The sequence below is a fragment of the Labrys sp. 22185 genome (genome assembly GCF_052045555.1).
GTDB classification, from domain to species: domain Bacteria; phylum Pseudomonadota; class Alphaproteobacteria; order Rhizobiales; family Labraceae; genus Labrys; species Labrys neptuniae.
Window position 1 is genome coordinate 1 of record NZ_JBQEPH010000047.1, and the last position, 17,476, is coordinate 17,476.

A 17,476-nucleotide genomic window follows, 5' to 3' on the forward strand; every position below is an offset into this window, starting at 1 on the left:
CCCCGATCCACGACGATGTGGCGCTTGGTGCCTGGCTTGCCCCTGTCGGTTGGGTTGGGGCCGACCGCGTCACCCCTTTTTGGCGGGCGCGGATGAGGCGTCTACCGAGGCGCGTGACCCGTCGATCTGGCCGGCCAGGCTGAGCCGGTCGAGCATGTGCCGATGGAGGCGGTCCCATAGACCGCTTTCCTGCCAGCACGCAGACACCACCAGCATATCATGCCCGAGTGTCCCGCGACCTCGAAGGGCAGGCGCTCCCAGGCGATCGCCGTGCAGGACGAACAAGATGCCGATCAGCGCCTCACGCGAGCCCACCGGCGGGCGACCGCCTTTCGGACGCGGCAGATCAAGCGCAAACAACGGAGCGATTTCGGTCCACAACGCATCGGGAAGGAGCTTCTTGGCCATGACACCAGGCTCACCCCAACACGGGTAACAAATGGTTTTGTTAGGTGCTCTTAGCCAACTCGCTTCAGCAAAAGTGCGTCAGAGCCAATTCTCGATGGAAAACCCAGATCATTTTACGGCGAAAAACAACACAAAAAGTGCGGTACGGCACGGTAATTTTGCGTGATTTTCTGTTTTATCGATCACGGGAAGCGGAAGGCCCGGACGACAACCTAAACCGTTTCACCCCGGACTTCCCCACAACATTTCGCGGTTAGTCAAGGCAAGCGATCTGGGATGAGAACGAGATCCGCTCAAGTGGCTGGTGGCGGTGGTGGACTTCGAGGTTTTCCGCAGGCCGTTGTGTGCCGCGCTTGGGGTGGGCCTGGCTCCAAGGGCGGGTTAGCGGCGATAGCCTACTTAATGGATGGCTAAGGAATTGTCGCGTTCGAACAATCGGCTCCAGCCCATGGAAACAGCGGAAGAGGTCTTGTTCGGCCCATAAGCGTGAGGCCTTGCCATCTGTCGGTGGTCTCGCGCAATACCTGACGACTGCCCGCGAACGCATCAAACGATGGTGAAAAAGTGAGGCAATATCAGTGCCTTCCCTCGCCCGCCGGGCGAAAACAAAACATCTGTCACGATCCGGTCGGCGCGGAGATTCACTTCCCTCAACCTGCGCGAATGGTCCTTGCGTTGCCGCCCTGGAACGTACAAAACACCCTCAATCTATTTCATTTATACTTTGCGTAAATCATAAGCAAGATTTGCACATACCTTATGTAAATAAATTATTATAAAAGATTCTACGGACGCATCATCCTAATATTTATATAAAAAATTTTGCCTTCATCAGACAAAAATCGTTGAATTACAAGGTGAAGATCTCCTGATTGGGGACCTCGCCTGACTGCCTTTCATGATGCAGCGTCTCGACCATGAGTTCGTGATGCGTCAGTCGGACGCGCCACTGCTGAAGAAGATGCCCAGCGATTACATGCGTGAGATGTTCTACACCTCGCAGCCGATCAAGATCACCGACATGAGTCTGCTGGAAGGTACGTTCCGGGCGATCAATGCCGAGACGCAACTGCTTTACTCGTCCGATTGGCCGCATTGGGATTTCGACACACCGACGCGGATCGCGGGCATCCCGTTCCTAAACGAAACGGCGAAGCGCAACATCCTCGGCGAGACCGCGAAACGCATCTTCGACCTCAAGCCCCAGCGGACTCCGAATCTCAAAGGGTTCCGCAGCCTCGCTGCGCGCCAGGCGAAGGGATAAGGCGATGATCGTATATCAGCTCAGGGAGAATGGCGCGATGGCACCGACGACACGCCCCTCATCGACCTCAGCCTATTTACGGCACCTTTGACAGGAGATTTAATGGAAAGATCGGCAGAGAAGCAGATCTCATCGAGCACTGACTTGACCACGGCGCCAATCAATCGGGCCTTGCTGCTCTTTGCGCTTCCCGTCTTGGGCTCTTCCGTCTTGCAATCGGCGAACGGATCGTTCGACGCGGTCTGGGTGGGTCGCCTGCTCGGCACCGATGCACTCGCGGCGACGACCAACGGCAATCTTATCATGTTCCTGCTGACGACCTTCGGCTTCGGCTTCGGCATGGCCGCCACCATTCTCGTCGGCCAGTCGTACGGCCGACATGATATCTCCACCGCGCGGCTTGTGACGGGTACGACCGTTGGTGCGTTCATCCCGCTCAGCATCGTCATAGCGGTCATCGGTTGGTTCCTTGCGCCTGACGTCCTCAACTTGCTGGGGACCCAGGCCGAAATCGAGCCGCTGGCCCGCGCCTATCTTCGGGTCACGTTCTTGGCGATGCCGGCAATCCTGATGCAAACTATCGTCATGATGACGCTGCGCGGCAGTGGAGATGCGATCACACCACTCATCTTCATGGGGCTCGCCGCAGCCCTCGACGTCATCTTGAACCCGCTGCTGATTCTTGGTCTGGGACCAATGCCCACCCTTGGCATCGCGGGTTCAGCGCTGGCAACAGCGATCGCCAACTATGCCAGCCTCATCGCCATGCTGGTCTATATCTACCGGCGCGATCTGCCACTGCGGCTGCGAGGGAATGAACTGCGCGGTCTCCTCCCGGATCTGAAGATCCTGCGGGTGATCTTCGTCAAGGGATTGCCGGTGGGCATCCAGATGATCGTGGTCTCAAGTTCGATGCTGACAATGATGCGATTGGTCAACCGTGAGGGTGTCGACACGACGGCAGCCTTTGGTGCCACGCAGCAATTGTGGACTTATGTCCAGATGCCGGCGATGGCGCTCGGAGCAGCCGTCAGCGCGATGGTCGCACAGAACATCGGTGCAAATCTCTGGGATCGCGTCAGCTGCATAACACGCAGCGGTGCGATTTATGCGGTGCTGATGACCAGCGCGCTCATCCTCTTTCTGCTGCTCGCCGACCGACAGGCGCTGGAAGTCTTCCTCGGCACCGACAGTCCGGCAATCCCGATTGGCCAGCACATCGGCAGAGTCGCAACCTGGGGCTTTGTCGCCTTCGGTGTCTCGATGGTTTTGTTCGGCACGGTGCGCGCCAATGGTCAGGTTGTCTGGCCTTTGATCATCCTGTTCGTGTCGATGTATCCGGTCCGCCTCGGGGCCGCGTTCGGGCTGCGCGGCTGGCTTGGGGGGGACGCCCTTTGGATCAGCTTCCCGGTCGCGATGGTCTCGACACTCATCATGGCGTCCATCCTGTATCTTCAGGGCAGTTGGCGGAAAAGCTCGTCGATGGATTTGGATGCGCGTGAACGCCGCGCAGCGGCAGCGGCGATATCGCAGACGGCGGAAGGGACGATGCCCTATAACGCATTGGCTTCCGCTCCGCCCGCCGTACTCTCAAAATAGAAGGTAGTGCCTGATCAGACCGTTCCTCTCCGCCGCATGAGCGGTTAAGCATACTGGCTGACACCCCCTTGCGTCGGCCATCTCCCGTACGAAAACGAACGCAAGGAGCTGTATCAATGGCCGATTACCCTGCTCTGCATATGCTGATCAATGGTGAAAAGCCGTCCGGTGGCGGCCGCGAGAGCGAGGACGTTATCGATCCGGCCACGGGCGAGACGATCGGCACCCCTCCTCACGTGAGTGCCGACGATCTCGACCGCTCTCTTGACGCCGCGCGCGTAGGGTTTCTCGAATGGCGCAACACCTCGCCCGATAAACGCTCCGCGATCCTTGTTAGGGCAGCGGTCCTGATCCGTGAACGCGCGAACGACATCGGCCCGCCACTACCCGCGAGCAGGGCAAGCCGGTCAAGGAGGCGATCGACGAAACGATCTACAGTGCCAATCTGCCGGAGTTCTATGCGCAGGAGATCAAGCGCCTCTATGGTCGCACGCTGGTGCGGCCCGTGGGCCGGCGGGTCGAGGTGCAGCACCACCCGGTCGGCGCGGTGGCCGGGTTCTCGTCGTGGAACTTCTCTGCGATCGACGTCATGCGCAAGATCGGTGGCGCCTCGCCGCAGGCTACGCGGCCATCGTGACGCCGAGCGAGGAAACGCCTGTGGGCGGGATCGCGTTGGTTCAGGCGCTGCTTGTGCTTGACGCCGGCGTTCCGGGCGGCGCGGTGCAATGCGTGTTCGGCGCGCCTGATACGGTCAGCAAACAGCTCATGGCGTCACCGATCATACGCAAGATAACCTTCACCGGCTCGACCCGCATCGGCAAGGCACTGGCCCGGCTCGCCTCCGACGATCTCAAGATCGCGACGATGGAGCTGGGCTCGGTGGTGCGAGGGCAACAACCGAAGCGGTCGCCGCAGCTGTCCCGATGTTCGCCGCACGTAGTACCGCGAGCTCGGCTGCGTTCTGTTCCGCTTGTTCGGCCCTATCGGCGATTTTGGCTCGGCGCTCAGCAACGATTGCGTCCCGAAGCGCCGCGAGGGCCTCGAGGTGCCCCAACGCGCCGCTGGATCGGCGCAACAATCCTACGAAACCCGAGGCAATCTCGCGCAAGGCGCCATAAATTGCCGGCCGCTCTCGGAGGCTGCACAGCGGTTCGGTGCAGGGAGCATTGTCGCTAGCGGCCAGGGCAAGCGCCACCTTTCCCACGAATGCGTCCGGAGAGACGAAAACCGTCTGGGCCCGAGCGATGATTACAGACGAAACCCGAGTTCGAGTACCGTCGAATTCGGTTCCCGGGGCAGACGTGCCCCCGCCGTTGCGCGCTTCGCTGTCCGCCGCCGGCGCAATGACAGCACGAGCCGGATCTTGTTCGAACAGCGGCCATTCGACGCTTCCTTCAGCTCGGGCGCGGACAGTTTGAGATTAGGGGAAGCCACTTCACGGCGACGTCTTAGAAAATCGGCGTCCGTGTAGAAATTCAGCTTGTTCAGCACGGCTGTATAGGAGCCTCGGATCCGCGGGATCGTAAGATCCTGATCCAGACGCCGAACAGCGTCCGAGGTCATCAGAGGCACAGCCTCGTGGCGACCGCCAGATGAGGATCGGGACGCAGACAGTCCCCTGCCCGTCTTCCGATCAACGCCCTGACGATCCTGGCTGAAGCCGCCAATCTGCGGCGATTCAGCCATCACCGCCAGTTCCTCAAGTTCTGCGGTCTCGACCTCGCCACTTGCCAATCCGGCACATTCCGCGGCCGGACCAAGCTGTCCAAGTACGGCAATGCCCGTCTTCGCCGAACCTTCTGGATGGCAGCGCAGGTCGCAGCCCGGCAACGCGACAACAGCTTCCGCGACAAGCTCGGCCGCTACGTTGCCGGTCACGCGGACGATGCCGATCGCCGCCGCAAGGCGATGACCGCGCTCACCGCCAAGATGGCACGGGTAGCGCATGCCGTCGTCAAAACGGGAAAAGAATACCGGCCGTTCCTGGAGCGGTCGGATACTAGGTGGAAGGCCTCCTCTCTGCAAGTGCCGTGAGGGCGCGACAAGCGACCCTGTAGATAATGTTCGGGCCTTCCACCTGGGTGCGTATCTCGTCTTGAGGACGGTGAGAACCACGGCCACATCGACGCCGCTGGATCCTGTGTTTGCTATGGCCGGGAGCGATCCCGTTGACGGTGGAGACCATCTGGATCAGTTTATTAGCAACATCGGCCATCCGCTGGCGAGACGAGACCTGTTGGCCAAAGCCCAGAGCCGCTTCCCAACATAGGACGTTGTCGCTGACCACCATCAGTGGATAGCCGCGACGCTCGGCGATCGCATCCAGCTCCCGCGCCACGCGTTCGCCGGTGATCGAGTTATCGACCACGGTCGCCAGGCATTCCCGGCTGAAGTCGTCGATGACGCACAGGATGCGGAAGCAGCGCCCATCGACCAGTGCGTCAGAGACGAAGTCGAGGCTCTAGTGCCGGTTCGGATCCTGTGGGATCGCCATAGGCGCAAGCGTTCCCAAAGCTCGCTTGCGACCACCGCGCTTCCTCACCGTCAGCCATTCGTCGCGGTCGAGGCGATAGAGCTTCTTCCAGTCAATCTCGACGCCCTCGCGCTTTAGCAAAAGGGTGCAGGCGGCGATAGCCGAAGCGCCGGCGTTCATGGGGATGGCCTTCATCCGGTTGCGCAGGGCGGCGTCCGCGAGCTTGGCCTTCTCATCCTCCAGCGGCCGCAATTGCTTGGTCTCGAATGCCTCCATCCCGCCGAATTTCCCTTTCCATTCGTAGATGCCGGCGTCGCTGACCCCGTGCTTGCGGCACAGATCCGCCAGCAGGTTTTCAGAACTGTCCAGATGTTTGCCACACCCTACTTAGATAGGATTTTCGGCCTGGGGCTGGCGAGGTGTATCGCCGAAGGCTGGTAGGTCCGATGGGCCTTAACGAGTAGAACGAATGAGAATGGAGACCCGGATGCTTGGCTGAGTGGGACCGGGCCTGCACCCGGGTCTCTTGCTTCCGATTTGGAGTTCGGAAGCGAATGGAACTTAGCAGCCCAGCTCTTCAACGCACAACCTAGCCAAAGGAACTAGCAATTTATGGAGCGTAATGCCTCTGCCAGCTCTCACTCATCGATCGCAGGGAACTTCCTTTCTAACAGCTTTTAATAAGATCCATTCTGCTTTTGACATTTAGCTTTTGGATAATATTCCGTATGTGAACTGCCACCGTACTTTGTTTAAGATTTAAAAGATAAGAGATTTCCTTATTTCTGCGTCCTGCCTGCAGATGATTGACGATTTCGGCTTCGCGAGGGCTCAGCGCACTGCGTGCGAGTGGTTTTTCGCCAGCTGCCTTCCCTTCCAACGGGCAGCCCAAGCTACGGCGTGGGAGAAACTGCCCCCCTGCCCACACCAGGCCTATTGCCGCAAGCGCAACATCAACGCTCGTGCTTGGGTCGATAAATCCTTTTGCGCCTAACGCGAAAGCTTTTTCGATATAAGCATGGCTTCTAATGTCAGATATCAGGATAAACTTAGGCCTTAATACAGCACTTCCAAAAATTTCTATATTACGCTCAAGTAAGTCAAAAATTCCGTCACTGCCGGAATCGTCAATCATTATAACCGTGTCATCATCGTGGCAATCGACAACAAATTCATCAATCGAATTGTAGCCGCGCACTACAGAGGATACATTTGAATTCCTAAGTAATTTTACGAAAATGCTTCTCAGAAAATTATATCTACAAAGTACCGCGATTTCAGGAATTGCACTTCCGGTCTTTATATTGCGTTCTCTCTGATTCCAATTGGCATTGGATTCATTCTCTTCCATAGCTTTATTCCGGCCCAAAGCCGTTGCCCCGCCCATTGAAGACTTGAGATAGAACTCCGTAGCCGCCGTCATATCAACCCTCATCCGTTAGCGCTTCGCTCTACGAGAGACAAGACCTGAAATCTTTATTATCAAAGTTTACATTTAGATGCATTCGCAAAAATTGCGTAATTTTAAAGAAAAACTTATAACTATTTCATTTATACTGGAAATTTGAGCCTTATCCTTAAATTTATACTCCTATTTTCAATACTAAGACAGCGCCAACTTGAAGACACGGGTGGCACCAACCCGCCGCAAAGCCCCCCCCAAACCACCCGGCTGACACGTCAGAGTATCGCGGTCGCGAGACAAGGGCTGAGCCCAGAAGGAGCGCAGCGCACTAAACTCACCTCGACGAACGTGACATTGATCGATTCAGACGCCCATCGAGTATTAATATATTAGCATTGTAAGCGACGTTGTCAATCGATTAACTCAGCCCTCTTTATGCGCAAATTCGCGAAAGCCAGAAGGCGACAACGGCCGCCAGCGCCGCTACGGAGCGGAAGCATGCCGCGTGCCTGTCGTAGTAGGTGGCTACCCATCGGATCCCGGAGGCGGGAGAGCATGGCCGCGATCAGCCAGCTGATCGTGGCACTGAGACGACAATCACCGTTCTGGGGATCGACTTTGGAAAGAACCTCTGCAGCGTGGTGGGGCCTCGACGGTCCGGCGCGGTGGTGAAACACCCCTGCATTGCTCGGGCTCTACAGCCTCGCATCGCTATGGGCTTGCGATCCGCCCATCGTGACGGAGCACGGCCAAGCGAAGGCTTGGTCGATCCGACCAATACGCTATCCGGTGTCTGGGCGATACGGCTTGCCGCTTCGCTGCCAACGAGAACTATCTGGATCAAATCCGCAAGGTGAACCGTATTCGTCGCAAGAAATCCAAGGGCGACCCGATGTCCGAGGCGGTGCGCGGGGCTAATGCCGCCAGGTCGAAGATCCGCGCCCGTATCGAGTATGTCTTCGCCGAGCAGAAGGATCACATGGGCTTGTTCATCCGCACCGGGCAAGGTCAGGTCCGAGGCGACAATCGTCCTCGTCAACATGACCTACAATATGAAGCGATGGTGCTGGCTCGACAGGACAAGTGCGTCCCCACGACGGCAAAAGAGGCGAAAACACATGCAGGCCGCCATAAACACCGAAATCGATGGACAAGCCGCCAAAAGCAGCGATCAGACACGGCGATACCACTCCAAAAATCTCAGATCGGCCCTGTACCGGAGGTCACAAGCTATGCCCCTCCTTGTTCGGTCAGAACGGAAGCGCAGTTCATTCCGCTGTCTAGTGGAGAGGTCCCTCGCGGGCCGATAGACGTGATGAGTTCGCTTTGAGCTCTTGCACAATCGCCTCTTCGCGATCAGGACGCGAGTCATCCTGATCCCACGCTGAGAGAGCTATACAGATGATCACGAAGACAAGCGCGGCCCCGCGAACGGCACTAAACCCAAGGACCATTCAATCAAGGCCTGCAACCAAACTATGCCAAATATAGAAAACCCAACATTGCATTAATATTATTTATTAAGAAGTCGCATCTTAAATAAAGATTTGTAAAAACGATATATTTATTTATAAATTTCAGCATAAAGACCAGATAACGTAAAACTGCTTTTTTGTTAACTGAAAGATTCCAATAGACATCCTGTCGAAACACGGTTTAATTTTGACCACCCCTAGATCAAATGTTTACTCAGATGGTTGCGGTGGGCAGAATGGCATCTGCTTTCCTGAAATACCCCACGCAAGGGGACAATCTTCATACGCACAGACGCGATGGACGTGGACTGTCCGGAGGAAAAATGACAATAAAAGGCCCGTTGTCGGCAATGCCGATGCTGATCTTTCTTGCCGCCTGTGGCGGTGGCGATGACGGTGGAAATACTAACTCTACCTTCGCTGGTCCGGTGCAGAGCGCCTCCAATGGTGGAGCAACAACTCCCGCTGAGAGTAAAACCAGCGTCGTTGTATCACAGCCCGATACTCGAGGTGCCCCGCCCGTTACTCCGGCAACTACCGAAAATACGGGCGGCAAGGTCTCCGGGTTCCTTGCACCGACACCTCCGATGGGTTTCACGACCTGGTCTCGCTTTAAGTGCAGTAGGCAATCAAAGCTCGGGAGTTCTCCGAAACTTCAACCTGTCAATGGCATCAATGCTCCCCTGAACGATGACAATTCTGCAGCCTCATATTCCTTTCAGCACTTCATGCTGGACCAGGCACAGGCAATCAAGGATTCGGGCCTTCAGGCTGCGGGATATACATACATCAATGTGGACGATTGCTGGATGGATCAGGCGCGAGACGCGCAAGGAAATCTTCAAGGCGGAAGGTTATGGATATATGGGAACTGGGATCCCAAGAACCTTACTCAAAAGGGATTTGATCGCGACCTCAGTTCCTATGTCTCCTATCTGCATGGCATGGGATTCAAGGCGGGTCTGTACAGCAGCTCCGGATACCGGACCTGCCAGATCTTTCCTGCATCGGCAGAGCATGAAACCGTTGACGCCGAAGCCTTTGCCCGCTGGAAGATCGACTATCTGAAATATGATAACTGCGATTATGATAAGCAGCGCGACACCAAAGACACATATCAATATTGGCCAGCTGACCAAAGGCCCACCAAACCTTCGGACCATACCAAAGAACAGCTTTTCACTAGAATGTCGCTGGCACTCCGGAACGCCACCACGAACTCGGATACGAAGATCCTTTTCGAGGAATCCGCGCCGGCAGGTTTCCTTCCACAAAGTTCTGAATTCTATAATACGATGGAATGGGTTCGCTCGCTTGGCGAACTCTGGCGGATTGGGGGCGACATAAAGAACTATGAACTCGACGCCAACACCAAGAAGCCCGTAAATCCCTGGGTTTCAGAGGGAGGGTATGCTGCCGGCGTTTATCCAAGCTTCTATTCCACGGTCGCCTTATCGCGGTATGTCGCGCCGGGACGCTGGAACGATGCCGACCAGGTTCTGATCGGCGACAACGGGATGACGAACGAAGAGGAAAGAAGCCAGCTGTCGTTATGGTCTATCCTCGGCGCACCGCTCTTCCTCACCACCGATGTGCGCCGTTTCACGCAGAACCATGCTTCAAACCCTGAAGCGAACGAGCCTGTCGACATGGCTCATCTTGCTGAATCCCTCAAGATTCTCACCAACAAGGATGTCATTTCGGTTGATCAGGATCCGATCGGTGCGGGGGGCTATATCGCATGGCAGACCGATGCTTCGTTCAGCGAGGGCATTGACGTCATCACCAAGCCCCTGAGCGGGGATCGTGTGGCGGTAGTGGTCCTGAACAAAAGCGACACGTCTGCGCAGACACAGACTGTGTCTCTGCCCCGGATCGGGTTGTCCTCCCTTCACGGCACTTGCTCAATAGAAGCCAAGAACCTTTGGACAGGCAAGGTCACGACGCGGAAAATATCTGTCGGGGGCATCCAATCAAGTGAGCCTCATAGCGTGCAAACGGACGCTATTCCAGCACATGGAAGCGCGATGTATGTTGTCTCCGCTACGTGCGACGGGGAGAATGTGCGGGTTCTTCCCACCGGGCAGATTTATGCCCGCCCCGACAATAACAGCAAGACTGGCGGATTGTGCCTGACCGCCGACAACAGCGGGTTGGGTTCCAAGTTGCATCTCGCAAAGTGCACGGGAGCGGACGAGCAAGTCTGGCAGCGGGACAAGACCGCGCACAGGCTGCGCCTGCTGGCAAAACCGGATCTGTGCGTAGCTTTCAACACAAACGGAACCGCCGGCTTGAACACCTGCTCGGACAGCGACCAGACGCAGAACATTACCTACTATCTGAATGGAATGTTCGCCAATCATGTCGCTGCAGGAGATGATCTCAAACGGCCAGATGCCTCCAACTGTCTGGATATTACGATGCACACCTACAATGCAGGAACTATCGTGGGGTCTTATAAATGCGGTAGCTCGTCAAATCAGGTCAACCAGATCTGGTCGGGGCCCGGCACGCCGGGCTGAAGCGATCTACCGAGCAAAAATGCGAAGAAAGGGGTATTTTTCGTGCCCCTCTCTCTAAAATGGCAGATTCGACGCGGAACGATGGCGGGAACCAGCCACCGTTCCGCTTGTCCTTTCCAGAAAGCAGACGGATGTGGGGCCGGGCCGGCAGCACACCGACACCGTAATAAGATGCATCACGCCATAGGAACGGTTGAGCTCGAGTTCGTAGAAGCTGGCTTCGTTGACGCCGAACTTCAGATTGTCGCAAGTCACCGGGCAAGGTAGTCGCCAAAGAAGCGGAACAGACGGACATGGTTGCCGATCCAATCGGCCAATGCCTGCGTCCCAGAGGCTTCCGCGAAGATGGCGCTTGAGACGCCAAGCACCGCGACGAACAGTTCGGCATAGCGCACGTCACCCGTTTCGCGGCTGCGATACCCAGTTCTGGCCGGAACAATGAGCGAACGGCTTATCGCCGGCCGCCTTGTTTGCGCCATAGACGAAGCGATTCGGGAAACTTTTGATGGAAGAAGCCATCGAAGCCATCTTGAGAATTGAAGTGCCACCGGTCATTTCCGCGTGTCTCAGAGGTCCGGGAAGTAGCGCCTTCGTGACTCGGAAGATCGATTTGACGTTGAGGTCGAAGGAAAAATCCCAGTCGTGTCCTGGCAATCAAGGATGGTGCCTTGTAAACAAAGCCGACGCAATTGAAGATCGCATCGAAGATGGCTGATAGGATGAGAATGTTTTTACAGCCGAGCCATCACAAACATCCAATCTTATGGCCTCGATCTGCTTGCTGCTCGCGCAAAGGGCATAAAGTCCTTCTTTGTTTATATCTGTCGCAACGACATGAGCGCCTTCGGCTGCGCAGACCTGAGCGCTGGTGCGGCCGATACCTGCGCCGCGGAAATGAAGACACGCTTACCCTTCAGGTACACGATCGGGATCCTCCCAAACTCGTTGTCGAAGTGTTGATTTTGATATTATAATAACGTTGCGGGTTTTTATATGCACAGATGGTTTATATATAAATTGGAATGCAAATGGCGAAACTAGGATCCTCGAACGCACGCGCGCTAAAATCGTTCGACAATAGCGGGGACCGTTATCGGGCGCCGGCCCTCGACAAAGGCCTTGACATCCTAGAGCTACTATCCGGAGAGTCTGCAGGCTTGACCCGCGCGGAAATCATCAGGGCCATGAGTCGCAGTCCGGGCGAAGTCTATCGCATGCTTGAGCGACTCGTTGCGCGTGGCTATGTTGGGCGTTCGTCGGAGGGTGATCGTTATGCTCTGACAATGAAACTGTTTGCGCTGGCGCACCGACACCCTCCGTTGCGGCGCCTGGTAGCTCCAGCTCAGCCCCTGATGGATGCATTCGCGCGCGAAACACAACAGTCTTGTCACCTTGTCGTGCCAGAAGATGATGCAGCGATTGTTGTCGCACATGCAAATGGCCCCGGAAACTGGGAGTTTGGCTTGAGAATCGGGGCGCCGATCGATCTTGTCGCCACGAGCTCCGGGCAGACACTTCTCGCGTTTCTTGATCCCACAGCGCTAAAAGAACTGCTCACACGATGGGCAAACACGAAAAAGCAGCTCGCCTTCGAGATGCTGGCACCTCGCTTCACAGAGTATCAACGCGACGGCTATCGCATCGGGCCGAGCCAAGAGGTGCGCGGGATCGAGGACCTAAGCGTGCCTATTCTGTCACGGGAGCGTTACGCCGTCGCGGTCCTGTCATGTCCCTTCGTCCACCGCCTTGATGCTTCAGCCGGAACGATCACGGATGCACTTACTCTTCTCAAGATTGTTGCTGGTAAATTATCGGTTTTCTAATAAATCAAAACACCATACTGTTCCGCCCGCATCAGATATCCGTTGCCGTTACAGGAAAAGCTTCGCTAAGTCCCGTCCAGAATTCTTCGGCTACATACGAACCTACGCAAGATGAATAAACTCTTGATATGGCCTCCACTGATACAGCTTGCGCTACGTATCCGGGCGGAACGGGATGTAGGCGCGCCCGAACACGTGGTGCCCCCGACAATCTAAGACGTGGGCTCAGCAGGCCCTGCCTTATGCCTCGCAAATCATTAACCCCGCAGACTGCCGAACATGTCCCCCTAATAAGGTGGGGAGTATCGAGCATCTATTCAGAAATTCAAGCAATGCAGAAAATCGTACTATTGGGGTCCCATCATATCTTTTATTTTGTGGTAAGGAGGCCCGGCTATCGGGGCCTCCGGGAACAAACCTTTAGAAGGCTAGAAAGCTGAAGAGACTTGGTGGTTTACCATCGATGGAGGTCAAATTGATCCGGAGAGCTGTTGCGGTTACGGGTGCTGGCAGTTTGATGACCAGGTATGCGCCAATACCGTTGCCGCTCGCCACCTGTCGCCAGGATCCATTGACCTGCGCCTCGACGGTAAAGGCGCCGGTGCGGTAGACGAACTGCTTACCTTCTGCGTATGTATTAAGAAACTGGTTGAATTCGACGGCAAACTCAGTGAGGTGTATTTCCTTGACGGTGGTTGCCCAAGCAAATGTCTGGGTCAGAGTTGGATTGGTCTCATTCGATGCCCACCGGCTGGTGGGATCGGAGTCTATGGCCATCTCTGGTCGATAGTCATTACTCCAAATGGAGGTCGCGCTAGCCGTAGCCCCGGCCGACAGACTACCCTGCGGAGCAAGGCGGTCGCCCACCCAAACGGGCGACAGGGGCCCCGAGGATGGTGCGGTCGCAAGGAGAAAGCCGGGCGACAGATATTGCACGGTGGCGGACCGCCCGCCGAAGGTCACCTTGGTGTCCGCCTTGAAACCCGATCCCGCGATAAGGATCTTCTGTCCGGCCGTCACCGGAGCCACGTAAGTGGCGATTGCCGGTTCCCCTGCTTCAATTGTGCGGAAGGCTTCAGTCAAGCCGGCGCCCGCGAGCATTGCTCGGGGAATGTCGGCAACACCCGGCGTATTGGGAATGGTCTTGTTATCGGCGGCGACGTTGCGATCCACCGGCTCCGTTCCACAAACAAAGTTAAAATCTACTCGCGAAGGTTTCGACAAATAATTGCCGGAAAGCCAGAAGTGGCCGCTAGGCTGACATCCTCCATTCCCTGCACTGTCTTTCACCAAGGCATTGAACGAAACATTGCGATCCCAGTTGATCCATTCGCTGCCAGCGTCATTGTAATAGGCAAAATTGGAGGAGTTGGTGTGGGTCACATTCCCGCGTACCAAGAGGCCATTTGCAAGAGTCCGCTCTCTGTCGACCTTTCCCGCGTCTAGGATATATTCGGCTTGATGCCCTTCGACGTAGATCGCACCACCATCCTGCAGACGCTTCATATAATTGTGGATCAGGTTGTAGCTGATCTCGTTGGCGGCATTGATGTTGGTGGTGAACTGCGGGTGGTTGGAATTATCAAAATGGCCCTGCACAACGCCGGCCGTGATGCCGCTATAGGGTACATTATAGATATGATTGTTGAGAATGCTCGTTTGCTGGGAAAACAGCAGGGTTATGCCGCTTGCCCCCCAATAATCAATACCGATGTCATGAACGAGATTGTTGGATATTTTCGTGCCGGTTAAAATTTCATTGCGACCGATGCTGTCACCAACAACTTCTTCCCGATTAGGCGTGCAGTTCTTCTTGATGGCCTCGGCTCGTTGCGTGGACGTCGGACGAGGCACTGGCGTGCCGTTCGCCTGCGCCGGCGTCCCAATATCAGGATCTCCGTCGGGCTTGGGATCGAAACTGCAGCCGATCAGCATGGCTGTCGAGGCGATCTCGGTGAACACGTTGCCCTGCACCTGTGTATCGACGGAGCCGTAGGCAATGTTCAAGCCCGCGCCGCCCAGACCAACGAAGCGATTGCCCGTCAGCGAGATCCGTACTGCGGCGCTCACGCTAACATTACCTTTGGGCTGGCTGAACGCCATAATAGGGCAGGTATTGGATAGGTCACCGATACCTAACTGCACACTATAGAAGCAGTACCCTTGGCCGATGACTGTCATATGAAGATTGCTCTGGATCTCCGAGAAGCCGGATGGCAGAGAAGGACCGTTCCAGGTAGCGTAAGAGAATTGCAAACCCTGGAAGGCTATATCATGTATCGGATTCGCTAATGTTCCCGCAACCGTCAGAAGGTGTTCGAGCTGTGGCAATTGCACATCGAGCTTCGCCATATCCTGACCCGGAGCGGGAATATAGTATAGCGTGTCAGCCGTGTCATCGAGGAACCATTCCCCTGGGCTGAGCAAACTGTAGGCATTCTCGATGCGAGCCGGCATGGTCTGCTTGCTCATGGGCGGCAAATAGCCAGTTTGGACGTAGACGTAGGGGGCAATCTGGATACGCGCAGTCGTGTTTTGCCAGCAAGGCTGCGTCATGGTGATGCCGGTGCCGCTGGTGGCCTCGACGCGGCACCTAGTGTTCGTCCAGGAACCGTTGCCGCCGACATAGTTGAATTCGATTTTCTTGGCTTGTGCAGGCGTCAATGCGCCGAACCAAGCGCTGGCGGCGGGATCGGATCCGATGGCATAACCCATCTCGTTACCAAGCCAGCGGCCTTCGAACTTGAGTTCGCCCAAGGTCGCTTGGGCAATCGGAGCGATCTTGCCCTCAACATAGAGCTGACGGCTGGCGCTATTGGCAGGGACTCTCGCTGACCAGATGCCCTTGGCCGCATCATGAAGTTTCCAGCCCGTTATCCTGGTCGCGCCGGAAATGATTGGACGGGCACCATCGGCGGCTTTCCAGACGACGGGATGACCTGGCGAACCGGAATCCTCCGGACGGAACCGCCATGTCTTGCCACCAAGTGGGTAAGTCCCATCTGCGAGCAGGACTGTAATGCCTGCAACGCCCTGGGCTCTCAAGGAGCGAACCTTAGCCTGCGCGTCGCCTAGGGAGCACGGCTGAGCCAGGCTACAGGTGGTGCCTGAGCCGTTCGGAGCGGCCTGGATCGTGGCGACGAGGCTTACCGTCGATGGTTCGCCATTGGGGCTCTGATCTGGCAGGCTTGTCGGTTGACCGAATTGTTGCGAGGGCGCATCCACGTTGCCGAAGGTGCCAGAAGTAACAGGGTCATTCGCAAATGCATTTCCTCCGGCAGCCAGGATTGAGGCGGCGAGCAACCCGGCTGGCAGTGCTTTCATGATTAGCATATTTCCTCCCTTTTGTCGTGTTTTCCGTCAAGTGAGAAACGCTCGTAGGCCGAAGCCAACCTGGCCCGTTGACAAGCATTACTGGTGCCCGCTCAGTGTTTAAGGACACCGGTCTACGACGCCGCGACGATTGATATGGCAGATTGGAGGAAACCGGTCGCATCCGTTACGCGAACGTGCGATTATATCCCCCGACGTGGCTCACCCGTTGATTTTTTTTGCAAGAATGTTGCCGGCCACTCATAGACTCGCATATGAACGGTATGTTCAAATATGCTTGATAGCAAGTAATAAAAAAGACATAATTTGGCTATTTTTTGATACTAAATATATTTACTTATTCATGTACCTATTGGTAGCTAGTGCAGTCGAGACCGCAGAGTTGAGGAACTCGGTGATGGCCAAACTTCCGCCAGAATCATGAGACCATTGGTCGACCCAATCCCCCCGAAACCTGTTGCGCAAACAACAGGCGGTCACGATGAGCCGCCAGCAGGATCTGCGCAATCTTGTCACTCCGGTCGCGCGCACTGATCAGGCCACGCGCCTGGGCAATGAGATTGGCTCGTGCGGCCTTTCCGTCGGACGACACGAGATCGGCAGCAGCGCGGATGTTACGTCGACGGGGGTGGCAGCGCACGCAATTCGAATGCAGAAGTAGACGCCCCTGTACCTTTCATCGTGATCCGAGTCGAACGCGGTTAGACTAATCGGATCGGGTCAGCCCACTAGGAGTGACCAATCGCCCCCTGTGTTTCGAGCACCTGTGCGGGTTTCGCTAATTTCGGGACAGGGTTTCCGCTAATTCCCGGACACCAAATCCGCTAATATCTGGACAGTGATTTCGCTAAATTCGGGACAGCGATTTCAGGGCGTTTCGGATCGACCGCTGCGAGCGCCGCTACGGCATTGAAGCTTCTCAATTTGGTTTGAGAGGACTGATGCCGAGGCGGAAGCAAGCGAGACGAACGGACATGAAGGATGTGCATGCGATCCTGCGCCTGAGCTATGGTCAGGGGCTGTCGATCCGCGAAGTGAGCGAACGGCTGAGGATCAGCAAGACTTCTGTCGCAACCTATTTGCTTCGAGCTCGGGAGGCCGGTTTCGGACAGTGGCCGCTACCTGCCGGCTTTGAGAACGAGGCGGCCATCCATCAGGTGCTTTTCGGACGCGT

10 protein-coding genes and 6 pseudogenes are annotated in these 17,476 nt (G+C 56.1%); 10 read left to right on the forward strand and 6 right to left on the reverse strand.

The features are described 5' to 3' along the window. Nucleotides 1-408 (reverse strand): annotated as a pseudogene (locus tag ACTJKX_RS35105) (transposase); the annotation flags it as partial. A gap of 898 nt (nucleotides 409-1,306) precedes the next feature. Between ACTJKX_RS35105 and ACTJKX_RS35110 the strand changes: the two are divergent. The 5 genes and pseudogenes from ACTJKX_RS35110 to ACTJKX_RS35130 all read left to right on the forward strand — a co-directional run. Beyond that, nucleotides 1,307-1,672, forward strand: coding sequence for a hypothetical protein (locus ACTJKX_RS35110; RefSeq protein ID WP_440728159.1), 366 nt, complete (start codon nucleotides 1,307-1,309; stop codon nucleotides 1,670-1,672). A 102-nt stretch (nucleotides 1,673-1,774) separates the two neighbouring features. Then, complete coding sequence (locus tag ACTJKX_RS35115; protein WP_440728160.1) at nucleotides 1,775-3,271, forward strand: MATE family efflux transporter; 1,497 nt, start codon at nucleotides 1,775-1,777, stop codon at nucleotides 3,269-3,271. A gap of 140 nt (nucleotides 3,272-3,411) precedes the next feature. After that, nucleotides 3,412-3,633, forward strand: a pseudogene (locus ACTJKX_RS35120) (aldehyde dehydrogenase family protein); the annotation flags it as partial. A gap of 29 nt (nucleotides 3,634-3,662) precedes the next feature. Further along, nucleotides 3,663-4,447 (forward strand): annotated as a pseudogene (locus ACTJKX_RS35125) (aldehyde dehydrogenase family protein); the annotation flags it as partial. A gap of 447 nt (nucleotides 4,448-4,894) precedes the next feature. Continuing rightward, nucleotides 4,895-5,297: pseudogene (locus ACTJKX_RS35130) on the forward strand (transposase); the annotation flags it as partial. Nucleotides 5,298-5,543: 246 nt separating this feature from the next. Here ACTJKX_RS35130 and ACTJKX_RS35135 read toward each other — a convergent pair. Both ACTJKX_RS35135 and ACTJKX_RS35140 read right to left on the reverse strand, forming a co-directional pair. Continuing rightward, nucleotides 5,544-6,089, reverse strand: a pseudogene (locus ACTJKX_RS35135) (DDE-type integrase/transposase/recombinase); the annotation flags it as partial. A gap of 322 nt (nucleotides 6,090-6,411) precedes the next feature. Further along, on the reverse strand, nucleotides 6,412-7,167 hold the full coding sequence (locus tag ACTJKX_RS35140) for a response regulator transcription factor (RefSeq protein WP_440728161.1): 756 nt from the start codon (nucleotides 7,165-7,167) through the stop codon (nucleotides 6,412-6,414). A gap of 835 nt (nucleotides 7,168-8,002) precedes the next feature. Here ACTJKX_RS35140 and ACTJKX_RS35145 point away from each other — a divergent pair. Both ACTJKX_RS35145 and ACTJKX_RS35150 read left to right on the forward strand, forming a co-directional pair. Then, on the forward strand, nucleotides 8,003-8,479 hold the full coding sequence (locus tag ACTJKX_RS35145; protein ID WP_440728162.1) for a hypothetical protein: 477 nt from the start codon (nucleotides 8,003-8,005) through the stop codon (nucleotides 8,477-8,479). 351 nt (nucleotides 8,480-8,830) lie between these two features. Further along, nucleotides 8,831-11,146: a hypothetical protein gene (locus tag ACTJKX_RS35150; protein WP_440728163.1), complete on the forward strand. Its 2,316-nt coding sequence runs from the start codon at nucleotides 8,831-8,833 to the stop codon at nucleotides 11,144-11,146. Nucleotides 11,147-11,397: 251 nt separating this feature from the next. On the opposite strand, the gene ACTJKX_RS35155 is transcribed toward ACTJKX_RS35150, so the two are convergent. Together ACTJKX_RS35155 and ACTJKX_RS35160 are read right to left on the reverse strand one after the other, a co-directional pair. Then, entirely contained in the window at nucleotides 11,398-11,541 is a 144-nt protein-coding gene (locus ACTJKX_RS35155; protein WP_440728164.1) for a hypothetical protein, read from the reverse strand. A 1-nt stretch (nucleotide 11,542) separates the two neighbouring features. Continuing rightward, a pseudogene (locus tag ACTJKX_RS35160) lies at nucleotides 11,543-12,025 on the reverse strand (SDR family oxidoreductase). Between the two features lie 149 nt (nucleotides 12,026-12,174). On the opposite strand from ACTJKX_RS35160, the gene ACTJKX_RS35165 reads away from it, so the two are divergent. Continuing rightward, on the forward strand, nucleotides 12,175-12,969 hold the full coding sequence (locus ACTJKX_RS35165) for an IclR family transcriptional regulator (RefSeq protein ID WP_440728165.1): 795 nt from the start codon (nucleotides 12,175-12,177) through the stop codon (nucleotides 12,967-12,969). A 420-nt stretch (nucleotides 12,970-13,389) separates the two neighbouring features. On the opposite strand, the gene ACTJKX_RS35170 is transcribed toward ACTJKX_RS35165, so the two are convergent. After that, nucleotides 13,390-16,293 (reverse strand): IPT/TIG domain-containing protein, encoded by a 2,904-nt coding sequence (locus tag ACTJKX_RS35170; protein WP_440728166.1) that lies wholly within the window; start codon nucleotides 16,291-16,293, stop codon nucleotides 13,390-13,392. Nucleotides 16,294-16,759: 466 nt separating this feature from the next. Between ACTJKX_RS35170 and ACTJKX_RS35175 the strand changes: the two genes are divergently transcribed. Beyond that, the gene (locus ACTJKX_RS35175) at nucleotides 16,760-16,963 is read left to right on the forward strand and encodes a hypothetical protein (RefSeq protein WP_440728167.1); all 204 of its coding nucleotides are present in this window, start codon (nucleotides 16,760-16,762) and stop codon (nucleotides 16,961-16,963) included. 280 nt (nucleotides 16,964-17,243) lie between these two features. Beyond that, on the forward strand, nucleotides 17,244-17,476 hold a 233-nt coding region (locus ACTJKX_RS35180; RefSeq protein WP_440728168.1), incomplete at its 3' end, for a sigma factor-like helix-turn-helix DNA-binding protein.